The organism is Adhaeribacter arboris (genome assembly GCF_003023845.1).
Classification (GTDB): Bacteria; Bacteroidota; Bacteroidia; order Cytophagales; family Hymenobacteraceae; genus Adhaeribacter; species Adhaeribacter arboris.
Map to the genome: position 1 here is coordinate 1,668,752 of NZ_PYFT01000001.1, position 12,046 is coordinate 1,680,797.

Below are 12,046 nucleotides of genomic sequence, written 5' to 3' on the forward strand. Positions count from 1 at the left end.
ACCATTTGCCTCATATCAAATGGTAAGTTAAGGTTTACTTTAAAACTTTCTACTTCTTCCATTATTTACCCAAGATATTATAGCACCTGCTCCGTATAAGGCATAGCTATTTATTGATATTGCTGTTAAGTTAAACTTTTATAATCGGGCACAAAGAAGGCAGAGTTAAAGTAAAAATATTATATTTTATATATAAAATTTTTGATTGTATTACCGAAAATTTATAACCTAACTTTATACTAAATTACCAATAAATTATACTTTATTTATAATCTGCTTTTTCATATTCTGTTTACATATTGATAATAAAGTATTTAAAATACTTTTGAGAACACTTTTAATCTAAAAACAAAAAGGAACAATCAAACCTAAAAATTGGTTATTTCCAAGTTACAACCATCTATAGCAACTTATGAGATTTTCATTACCCCGCTTATTCTTATTGTGCGTTTTGTTGATTACCACTATTCACGGCACTTTTGGTGAAGGCTCCAGGCAACTTACTCCTGGTCAGTCGACAAGTGCTTTAACGGACCCCAATAACGATAAAGCAGGCTACTTAGCGCACGATGCGAATTTAGCTTCTGCCACGGGGATAGCCGTTTCATCCCTTAGTTTTTTAAAACCCGCCGGCTTTAGTCGAAACGGCGCTACTTACTCCAAAGACCATCGGTTATACATTCGCGTGAAAGCCGGCGAAACTTTATACTATGGTGTACACCGGACTACGCACGACCAGGGAACAGGAAATCAGGCAGCTTTAACTATTACCGTACGCCGGATGAATCCGGCTAATGGCACCGACGATGTAAATCCTGTTGCTGCTACTACCCTTACCAACAACACTGCTTCTACCCGGGATATGTTACTCACCACTCCCCAAAGAGGAGTAATCGCTAATGCAACCGAAGCAGCTAATGGTCCCGATCGGGGAAGTATAACAGCTGGTTACACACCTTTATCGGTAACAAACTCTACTACTATCGATTATGATTATTATGTAGAGTTTACGCAGGTTGGGGAAGCAAATATGTCGGATGAACAACGCTTTTCGGTGTATGATTTGTGGGATTTTACAGTAGTAGATGCTAATGGTGTGGAGAAACCCGGACGTATGCGGAGTAAGCTTTGGGCTTTTTCGGCGGGCGGAACCACCAATTTATTTTCTAAAACTTTTAACATGTTTCCCTTAGTGCCGGCCGAGGATCAAGGGGGAAAGTACTTTGTTAAAAAGGTAGAACTAGCGGGTATTGCTCCTCAAAATTATTTTAGATTTGTTACTAATAGTGCCGGTACTACGGTGGGTACTACCGTTGAAGAAAAGAGAAAAAGTCAGACTACTCAATCAGACTATCCGGAGTTTTACAGCTTTGTAAACGATCCGGATCCAACCATTTGGCCCAGCGCCACTGCCCCTACTTTTAGTGTAAATATTACTTCATCGTGTAATACCGCTACCGGCGGAGGTAAATCTATTTTTACCATTAACAGCAGTGATCGTAGTACTTTTATTGCTCTCATAAATTTAAATGGTACGGCAGGTTACCAATCGGGTACCACTGATGTACTGCTGGAACAAAGTGGGCCGAAAGGTAGCCGCGTCCTGGAGTGGAATGGTTTAAATGGTCTGGGCCAGGTTGTTCCTAATAATACGTCCATCAGTTATTCTTTCCGGAATGGCTGCGCTCCCGTTAACTTTCCGATGTGGGATGCCGAGGTAAACAATGGCTTTAGGGTGGAGGATGTGCGACCACTAGCTGGTACAAGTTACAATAGTTTGTTATTTTGGGACGACCGGAATTTATCTACTACCACCTTTCCGGCTCCGCAATCTGAGCTATTTGGGGTAGCCCCGGCGAGTACCAATACTACCGGAGTGCATAACTGGGGCAGTTTTACTACTACGGCTACTAATTATAATGCGGGAGATTTAAAAACCATTAATACCTGGACGTATGGCTACACCAATACGCAAGATCAAATCAGTACGTATTCTTACGATTGCAGCGCAGATGTAGGCGTAACCAATACTGTAACGGCAGCTCCCTATACCATTGGCAAAGCTTTAACTTATACCGTAACGGTTACTAATAACGGTCCTATCCCTGCCTCCAATATCATCGTAACCGACAAACTAGATCCAACTAAATTTGGAGAGATAACTTCTTCGGACAATACCAATTATAATGCCTCTACCGGCGTATGGTCGGTTGGTTCTTTACCGGTGAACGCTTCCCGAACGCTTACTATTACGGCAAAGCCCCTGGTAACGGGTACTAGTACTACTACCGCCAGCCAAACCCACACCGAAGCAGATAACAATGCTTCCAACAACAGTGCGCCGGTAAATATTACCGTAGTACCTTCGGCGGATATTGAAGTAAAAAATACGGTACCCCAAACTACCTATTACAACGGCAATGTAATTCCGTATACCTTAACGGTTCGTAATTTGGGCCCCAATGCCGCTACCGGAGTAGTCGTTACGGATAAATTACCGGCCGGGCTTACCTTACAAGGAACTACCCCAACGGGTTATGATGCCACCTCGGGTAACTGGACGGTGGGCGCCCTAGCGGTAAATGAAACAAAAACGATCACGCTGCAAGCCAAAGCTTCAACAGTGGGAACTTTCACTACTACTGCCACTTTGGGTAGCCGTACCGGTTATGAGCTCGACGAAAATACCAATAATAATACCTCATCGAATACCATAACTGTAAATTCTGCCGCTGATGTGGAAGTTACCAACGTGGTTTCAAACGCAACTCCTAATCAGAATGGGACTATAACGTACACCCTTAAAGCAACTAACTACGGGCCGAACAGTGCTACCAACGTAGTGGTAAGTGGTGCTATTCCGGCCGGGTTGAATTTCACGAATTATAGTACAACTGTGGGAACTGCTTCTGCGGTTAACTCAAATCTTATATGGAATGCAGGCACTATTTTGACTAATACTACCCAAACCTTAACCATCACGGCCACTCCTACCGCTACGGGCTCTTTTACGTTTACTGCCGCACAAACTCATACGGAGAGCGATAACAATAATATGAATAACAGTGCAGCGCAAACAATAACGGTACAACCTACCGCTGATATCCAGGTAACGAATGTTATTACGTCGCCCACTCCGGCGGGAGGCACCTACGCCAACGGCGATGTAGTGACGTATTTAGTAACGGTTACCAATAATGGTCCCAGCACCGCTACCGGCGTTCTCGTTGATGATAAACTGCCGACGGCTCTCTTTAATAATATTTCCAATAATTCTTCAGCCGGCACAAGCTATAATCCAACCACCGGACGCTGGACAGTAGGAACCTTGGCCAATGGCGCTTCAGCTACACTTTCGTTAACGGGCACCATTACCCAGAGTGCCGTTATAACTACCACGGCATCTCAATTTCATAACGAATATGATAATGTAAACGGTAATAACAGTGCCTCTAATAGTATTCAATCCGGTTCCGGAACTATCACCGCGGATATTAATATAGCTACTACGGCTGATGCGGCTACGTATTATACCGGCAATCCGGTAACTTTTACCGTTAGCGCCACAAACCAAGGTCCGGATGCGGCTACTAACGTAAAAATATATGCTCCTTTGCCGGCTGGCATGACGGCTGTATCCTTTAATCCCAAAGTGGGCACCTATGATGCCGCCACCAAAATCTGGACTATTCCGACATTAGCTAACGGAGCTTTTACCGAGCTAACCGTGATGGGCACACCTAACCGGGATGATAATGCAGTTGGCGATAAAACCTACCAATTTAAAGCAGAGAGAACCGCCGACGCACCCGCCCAGTTCGATAATGATGTTTCTGATAATTCCAGCACTACCGATATTACGGTGAAAAAACGGGCCGATGTGGCTACTAGTATTACCGTATCTGGCGCTAATCCGGATGGTACCTTTTATCGCGGTATTACCGAAGCTACTTTTGAGATTACCGTTACTAATAATGGGCCGGATGTAATAACCGATCTGGAAGGTAGAGACACCCAAACGGGTACGATCACGTTTACGGCAACACCCGCCGCAGAAGCTGGTACTACTTACAACACCTCTACCGGTATTTGGAGTGTAGGCACTTTATTACCCGGCCAATCTAAAAAACTTACGGTAAAAGGAATCCCTAATACAACGGGCCGATTATATTTAGGCGGCTCTGTTACTTCTAAACCTACTTACCCATACGACAACATTCCGGAAAATAATACGGCCCGGGCCTTTTTAAATGTGGTACCAGTAGTAGATGTGGCGGTTACCAACACTGTATCTAGCCCTACTTTCCAGAATGGCGATAATGTTACTTTTACGGTTACCGTTCAGAATAATGAAACGAATGCGGCCACTAACGTAGTTGTAGAAGACATCTTACCATCGGGTCTTAATTTTGTGAGCGCTACTTCTTCTGCGGGTACTTACGACCTTGCTACTGGCAAATGGACTCTAGGAACAAGCCTTTTACCTGGAGCTGCTAATGCTCAAACCCTAACTTTAACGGTTAAACCCCAAGCGGCTAGTAATTATACCACTACTGCTTCCGTTAAATCGACTGAATACGATAAGAACACAGCCAATAACAGCCAGACAGCACAAACGCAAGGAAGTGCCTCCGCCGATATAGCCTTGAGCAGCAGCATTGCTCCGGGCCCTTACTATATTGGAAGTCAGTACCTGGTAACTATCACAGCTACCAATAACGGGCCGGATGCCGCCACCGAAGTAGTTATTGGTTCCTTAGTATCCACGGGTTTGAAGTTAGTGCCGGGAAGCGGCACACCCGCCCCGGGAACCACTATTGATCCGGCTACTGGCCGGTGGCTGATCGGAAACCTACCTATCAATGAATCAAGAAATTTAACGCTTCTGGTAGAACCCACCGCGAGCGGCACCCTGAATAATGCTGGTTATAAGTTGGCTGAAAAAGAATACGACCCGAATGGTGGTACCACTACCAACGGAAATAATAGTACCATTATCGTCCTTAATGTTACGGACCGGCCCGCCGCTTATCAAGTATTATTAACGGGTAAACACTATTTCTATTTCACCACTGGCCAGCACATTGCCACCGTTAGCGATCCGGATGGAGCCATTCAAACATCGAGTTTTGTTAGCGGAACCCGAAACAATACTACTATTTCGTCGTTACCGGCTGGTATCCGTTTAGAGTCCAACGGCGAACTGGAAGTAACTAACCAATACGAACTTGTACCCGGTGTATACAAACTACTCATTGAATCGGTAGACGCCGGCGGTGGCGTTACCCGTAATGAGGTAACATACGTTATTTCCGGTGACTGGGACAACGACGGGGTAGCCGATGATATTGATTTAGATGATAATAACGATGGCGTTATTACCGAACCTGGTGCCACCAACCCAACCGGAGACGCCGATAACGATGGCATTTACAATTATTTAGACCGGGACTTTGTGCATCCGATTTACGGCGCTTTTATCGACAGAAACGGCGATGGCATTCATGATGGCTTTGATCTAGACTTGGATGGATTAATTAGAGGCTTTGACATAGACATTGACGGCGATGGAATTACCAATGTAATAGAAGCTTATGGCGGTATCGTACCAGCGGGTATAAACTATGATCCAGCTACCGGAACCATTACCGGCAATGTAAATGAATTTGGAATTCCGCTAGCCATTTTAAAACCGGGCACGAATAACCAATCCATCTTACCCGCTTTAGACACAGATGGTGATGGTCGCCGCGATTACGAAGATATAGATTCGGACAACGATGGTATTATAGATGGAATAGAAGCTCAGCTAACCAATAATTATATTAACCGCTCTTCAACGGATGCGGATCGAGATGGATTAGATGACCGTTATGACCCAACTTGTGGTTGCGGTACCAACGGAGTTACTATTACACCGGTAAATACCGATAATCAGGATAAACCGGATTACCTGGATCTGGATAGCGATAATGACATATCGGCCGATTACATAGAAGCTTATGACGATAACCAGGATAACTCTGTTATTGCCGATTTAAAACTCCGGGCAGAGAACTTTGAAGCCACTCGCCAGGCAGGTTATTACACTACCGTAGACTCGAACAATAACAACGTACCGGATTGGTTGGAAATGAACAATACCAGTCATTATCCTCAATTTTTAACACCCGGAACAACCTTTTACCACGATACTAACCAAAATGGCTTAGTAGATTTGTTTGACGCTACTTCAGGTGGCCGCCGTAATAATTTCCAAACCAAAACCGGAACCAACGAGTACGATTTCCGTTCTGCGAGTTTAGTTGTGGTGTTACCGGTAACTTTAGTGGAGTTTACGGCCAGTAACTTACCCGAGGGTATCCGGTTAAATTGGAGTACAGCCTCCGAGAAAAACAATGCTTATTTTGTAGTGGAAAGAAGTCAGGATGGTAAAGCGTTCGAAGCTATTGGGGAAGTTAAAGGTAATGGTACGAGTAACCAGTTAATGCAATATAGTTTTCTGGATAAACAAGCCCCAGGCAAGGTGGTTTACTACCGCTTAAAACAAGTAGATGTAGACGGTAAATTTGTTTACAGCCACATCATTGCCATAAACCGTAATAACCAGAATCAAATAGTACCTAGGGCCAAAGTTTATCCTAATCCGGCAACGGAAATTACCCACTTGGATTTAACCGCTATACCCGAACAAGAATTTAGTATTACTATTATCAACATCACCGGTAAATTGGTAAAACAAACTTCTGGTAAAGGCGGTAATTTATTACCGTTAGAAATTAGTAACCTGGCCTCCGGCAAGTACATTATTCAAATAAAAGGCGCAAATTTCTTTCAAAACCTAAATCTATTGAAGCAGTAAAAAAATTGGGAAAGGAATGAATACCTAAAACGTGCTGCCTAACTGAAGTTGCTGGTTTGATAAATTAAAGAACCAAGGCCGATTAAGTAATAAACCTACCCCTACTACTGTTTATCAGTAATACGGGTAGGTTTTTCTTTTAACAGATTTGAACGTTCTAGTTACGTAAAAACAAACCAAATCAGTTAAAGCAGTAAAGTCATAATATCTAATATCTAAAAAATATTTTATTCTCGGAGCTAACTAACAACTTTATAGTATAACTTGTTAAACATTTGATTATTAGTACTTACCTATTTTGATAATACCAGTACTAGCTCCTTAGATTAATTCTGAATAAAATTTTAATAATCTCCATGAAACAGATCATAGAAAAGCACCCACTGGCTATCCGCTGGTTTCATTGGGTAAACTTCCCGGTTTTAATGATCATGATTTGGAGCGGCTTGTTAATTTATTGGGCGAACGACGTTTACCGGTTAGGTTGGGGAAATACTACCCTACTGGCATTTTTCCCCGATTCCTTTTACAAAGCATTAAAAATTCCGTTCCGGCTGGCCGAAGGCATGTCCTTGCATTTTGTTTTTATGTGGCTCTTTCTGCTAAATGGTTTATTTTACGTACTTTATACTTTCTTTTCCGGCGAATGGCGTTATTTATTACCGAACCGGTATTCTTTTCGGGAAGCCTGGCGAGTATTGATGTTTGATTTAGGAATTTCAAAAGTTCACCCGCCGGGGCGTAAATTTAACGGCGCGCAGCAAATTGCCTATACCAGCGTAGTAGTAATGGGACTTGGTTCCGTGCTCACGGGGTTGGCTATTTATAAACCGATTCAGTTTTCCTGGCTTTGTTCCCTGTTGGGTGGCTACGCCTTCGCGCGGATGCTGCATTTTGCCTTAACCATTGGTTACGTTTTATTTTTCCTAATACATATCTTACAGGTTATCCGGGCCGGCTGGAATAATTTTCAGGCGATGATTACGGGCTTCGAAATTAAACCGACGGGTACATCAGAACAAGTGAATAATCTGCAAAGAGATGAAAGAAAATAATTCTTTACCTACCCAACAAGTTACCGAGCAGAAAATAAAACGCCGCACTTTCCTGGCTTTTACGGTATTTACCATAGCCGGAATCAGTAGCTTAGGTCTCTGGAAAGCTTTTCGGGCTTTACCGAAAACAGCGAAAGGCCTAGCTGCCCCAACCCGACGAATATTAGCCTTTAACGAGAAAGTAAACGCGCAGCTTTTCAGTAACCAGCATTTAGCACCCACCTACCCGCCGGAAGCGGCTGCCCGCGCACCCCGCGTAAATGGCCGCGCAGGATTACCTAAAACCTTTGAACCGTTAACCTGGCAATTGCAGGTTAACGTACCGGGGAACCCGCAAATGCTTTCTGTTTCCCTTCGTGACATTCAACGTTTACCTAAAACAGATTTAATTTTTGACTTTAAATGCATCGAAGGTTGGAACCAAATTGTGCATTACGGCGGGGTTAAATTTTCAGATTTTCTGCAAGCTTACCAATTAGGTACCCAATCCGGTAAGGCCATTGACCCTGACCGGCCAGGTGACTGGTACCCGTACGTGGGACTGGAAACTCCCGATGGGGGTTATTACGTTGGCTTAGATATGGCTAGCGTACTGCACCCGCAAACACTACTTTGCTACGAAATGAACGGTACCACCTTAGCTTTAAAACACGGCGCTCCCCTCCGGCTCATTATTCCTACCAAATACGGCGTAAAAAGCTTAAAGCGCATTGGCAGCCTTACTTTTTCTCTTGTCCAACCCCGCGATTACTGGTACGAACGAGGTTACGTTTACGATGCTTCTTTATAAATGTAAATAGTTTTTAAAGGTTTTAGGGTGCTAGCGGGAACAAGGAAAGCCTGAAACTAATAATTGCCTCAGTTCCTTGGATTCGAACTTGTCCTTTAGCCTGGAGTGTTTAACCGAAACCAGCCAATTGGAACGCAAACTCACCCTTATCTACCAACACAGCACTACCCGGAGAAGAGAACGAATCCCAAGAACATATAAGCCTATAAGGAACACTTTGTAAGGTCAATCCATATCCATTCCGTTGAGCCGGGTAATCTTTATTTTTTTAATCCCTTAACCCTCTCCTTACCAAACATAATCTCATTCCATTAGTTACTTAGAAAAGTATAATAAATGCCCATTGAAAATTAATTTGATGTTGTTTCAAAGAAATAACTTTTAAGCTAGTTTCGCGGATAATATCTAATTTTCCACCTTTCATAAATTAAACTGCTTTATTATAAACTTCTAAAATCTAACCGGATATGTTGAAAGAATTCAAGGAATTTGCCATGCGAGGTAACGTAATTGACCTAGCTGTAGGCGTAATTATTGGCGCTGCTTTCGGACGCATTGTCGACTCTGTTGTGAATGATTTGGTAATGCCGCTGGTAGGTAAAGTAATTGGCAACGTAGATTTCAGTAATTTGTATGTACCTCTATCCGACAAAATTACTCCTGGCCTGGCCTTAGTAGATGCCAAAAAGCTGGGACCCGTATTTGCCTGGGGTAATTTTCTCACCATTTTAATCAATTTTATTATTCTGGCCTTCATCATTTTTCTGGTTGTCAAAGGCATGAACAGCTTAATCCGGAAGAAAATAGCGGCTCCTTTTGTACCTCCTGCTCCTACCAAAGAAGAAGTACTACTCACCGAAATGCGGGATATTCTTCGGCAAATAGCCGTTAAATAACAATAATGAAAGATACATTCCGAATAAAACTTTTATCGTAAATCTTTTTCCTTCAGGCAACATTACTCCGTTAAAGGCCTAATGCGTGCTTAGGGTTAAGTACGTCTTTTGAATTTCAGGAAAGTTGAAATCTATATTATCTATTCTTCTATCAACCTTGTAACCTATGCGCAAATTATACTTGGTATTTATATTTTTTCTCTTATACCTCCTCTCGCAAGTAAGTTATAGTCAGGTTTTAAAGCCAGGCTTTGATAAAGAAGAATACATGGAACTACTTAAAATTTACTCCCGGTGGGGCGATTCCACTTTTTACGCTGGTATTGCCCAATCCGAAAATTATACCCGAGCCTACGGTTCTCCTACCGTAGGTCTGCAAAACCGCTGGGAACTGCACACAAATAAGGCGCATACCGTCGCCGTCATCAGCATTCGGGGAACCACGGCCGATCCGGTAAGTTGGCTGGCCAATTTTTACGCGGCCATGGTACCAGCCACAGGTTCCATTAAATTATCGGATAATTTAACGTTTAACTACCAGTTAGCCACTAATCCGCGAGCGGCCGTGCATGCCGGCTGGTTAATTAGCCTTGGTTTTTTGGCCAATGATATTTTACCTCGTCTGGATTCTTGTTACCGGGCCGGCATTAAAGAATATATTATTTTAGGTCACAGCCAAGGCGGAGCCATCGCGTATTTGCTTACTTCTCATTTGCATCATTTACAGGATACCGGAAAATTGCCGACTGATATCCGATTTAAAACGTATTGCAGCGCGGGCCCTAAACCAGGTAATTTATATTACGCTTACGAGTACGAAAACCGCACCCAAGGCGGCTGGGCCTTTAACGTCGTCAACTCCGCCGATTGGGTACCGGAAGTACCTATTTCCATTCAAACGGTAAATGATTTTAACCCGACAAACCCGTTTATAAATGCCAAACAAGGCATTAAAAAGCAAAAATTCCCCAAAAGAGCTGCCCTGCATTATGTTTACAAGCAGTTAACCAAACATACCTTAAAAGCCCAAAAACGCTACCAACAGTACTTGGGCAATAAAGCTTCCAAATACGTACAGTCGCAGTTAAAAGAAATCCAGGTTCCGGCGTATTATAATTCAAATAACTATGTACGCACGGGTACTTTTATTGTGTTGCTAGCCGATCAGGCATATTACCAAAAATTTCCGGAGAGCAAAACGAAGGTATTTACCCACCACATGCTGCAGCCTTATTATTACCTGGCGCAAAAACTGAAATAAAGATGTAACGAGAAACATTGTTGGCTAAATTTCAACCGGCAGGATTATTTCTACCATTAAGCTGTATGCTAATAATAAACAAGCTAGCTATGTATGAATTTAAATTATCCAGTTGCTTATTTATTTGCGTGTGTTTACAAGGTTTTTTCCTCTCCAAGGTTAACGCTCAGGATGCGCCGCTTTTTACAAAAAAACTCGATGTCCATAGCTTGTCGGAGCGATGGGAATTGGATTCAGCTACTAAAAAAGGAACCTTTCTGATTACTCCATATAAGCCTGTTTACATCACCGCCGGCAGATGGTCGAGTAACCCCAACGAGCAACCAGTTAGCGAAAATCCAAAATATTCCTTACCCTTTAAAGTCGATTACGGCAAATACGAAGCAAAATTTCAGCTTAGTTTTAAAACCAAAGTTGTGCAAGGCTTAATTGGTAAGCAAGGCGATATATGGATTGCTTATACTCAAAAATCGCATTGGCAAATTTACAATACCGGATTTTCCCGGCCATTTCGGGAAACAAATTACGAACCGGAACTGCTGCTTAATTTTGCCACTCATTTCAAATTTCTTGGTTTTAATACTCGTATGCTCGGCTTAGCCTTTAACCACCAATCTAACGGCCGTGCCTTGCCTCTTTCTCGCAGTTGGAACCGGGTTATTGCTCAAATTGGCTTAGAGCGCGGGAAATGGATAGTATATCTCCGCCCTTGGTACCGGTTAAAAGATACAGACGACGAAAATCCCGCCATTACCGATTACGTGGGAAGAGCCGATGCCACTCTGATGTACAACGGCGGCCGGAGTTTATATGCGCTAACCGGCAGTCATTCGTTGCGTACCGGTAATAAAAACCGGGGACAGTTGTTATTTGACTGGACTTACCGGATTTCAGGTAATTTAAGAGGGCATCTGCAACTTTCGCATGGATACGGCGAAACACTCGTGGACTACAACCATCGGCAAAGTACCATTGGCCTGAGTGTTTCGCTAGTAGAGTGGTTATAATTGCCGGAAAGATGCTCCAGCAAAAGTCGATGCGAATAAATTATACTCTCGTCCTTTGTTTAACTAAGCTTAAGGCAGCTATTTATTTAAATTCTGACCTTGTCATAAATCGTATTTACAAGTTTCTATACCAGCCTTAAAAAATTAAACCCGGCAGTTTTCAAAACCTACCGGG

General features: G+C 43.0%; 6 protein-coding genes. All 6 read left to right on the forward strand.

Features of this window, described 5'->3' with window-relative positions; all coding sequences use genetic code 11:
- Positions 1 to 412 precede the first annotated feature (412 nt).
- The 6 genes from AHMF7605_RS06920 (at position 413) to AHMF7605_RS06945 (ending at position 11,871) form a co-directional block, all read left to right on the forward strand.
- Positions 413 to 6,862 (forward strand): T9SS type A sorting domain-containing protein, encoded by a 6,450-nt coding sequence (locus AHMF7605_RS06920; protein ID WP_106927745.1) that lies wholly within the window; start codon positions 413 to 415, stop codon positions 6,860 to 6,862.
- Positions 6,863 to 7,218: 356 nt separating this feature from the next.
- On the forward strand, positions 7,219 to 7,917 hold the full coding sequence (locus tag AHMF7605_RS06925; protein ID WP_106927747.1) for a cytochrome b/b6 domain-containing protein: 699 nt from the start codon (positions 7,219 to 7,221) through the stop codon (positions 7,915 to 7,917).
- Positions 7,904 to 8,707: a molybdopterin-dependent oxidoreductase gene (locus tag AHMF7605_RS06930; protein WP_106927749.1), complete on the forward strand. Its 804-nt coding sequence runs from the start codon at positions 7,904 to 7,906 to the stop codon at positions 8,705 to 8,707. Before AHMF7605_RS06925 ends, AHMF7605_RS06930 begins: the two co-directional genes overlap by 14 nt.
- A gap of 467 nt (positions 8,708 to 9,174) precedes the next feature.
- On the forward strand, positions 9,175 to 9,603 hold the full coding sequence (gene mscL, locus AHMF7605_RS06935) for a large conductance mechanosensitive channel protein MscL (protein ID WP_106927751.1): 429 nt from the start codon (positions 9,175 to 9,177) through the stop codon (positions 9,601 to 9,603).
- A gap of 166 nt (positions 9,604 to 9,769) precedes the next feature.
- Complete coding sequence (locus tag AHMF7605_RS06940; protein ID WP_106927753.1) at positions 9,770 to 10,864, forward strand: lipase family protein; 1,095 nt, start codon at positions 9,770 to 9,772, stop codon at positions 10,862 to 10,864.
- An 89-nt stretch (positions 10,865 to 10,953) separates the two neighbouring features.
- Positions 10,954 to 11,871 (forward strand): phospholipase A, encoded by a 918-nt coding sequence (locus AHMF7605_RS06945; protein ID WP_106927755.1) that lies wholly within the window; start codon positions 10,954 to 10,956, stop codon positions 11,869 to 11,871.
- The last annotated feature ends 175 nt before the right edge of the window (positions 11,872 to 12,046 follow it).

Excerpts from the sequence above, each read along its gene's own strand:
- AHMF7605_RS06940 (WP_106927753.1), top strand. The coding sequence starts at position 9,770 with ATGCGCAAATTATACTTGGTATTTATATTTTTTCTCTTATACCTCCTC.
- AHMF7605_RS06930 (WP_106927749.1), top strand. The coding sequence starts at position 7,904 with ATGAAAGAAAATAATTCTTTACCTACCCAACAAGTTACCGAGCAGAAA.
- AHMF7605_RS06920 (WP_106927745.1), top strand. The coding sequence starts at position 413 with ATGAGATTTTCATTACCCCGCTTATTCTTATTGTGCGTTTTGTTGATT.
- AHMF7605_RS06925 (WP_106927747.1), top strand. The coding sequence starts at position 7,219 with ATGAAACAGATCATAGAAAAGCACCCACTGGCTATCCGCTGGTTTCAT.
- mscL (WP_106927751.1), top strand. The coding sequence starts at position 9,175 with ATGTTGAAAGAATTCAAGGAATTTGCCATGCGAGGTAACGTAATTGAC.
- AHMF7605_RS06945 (WP_106927755.1), top strand. The coding sequence starts at position 10,954 with ATGTATGAATTTAAATTATCCAGTTGCTTATTTATTTGCGTGTGTTTA.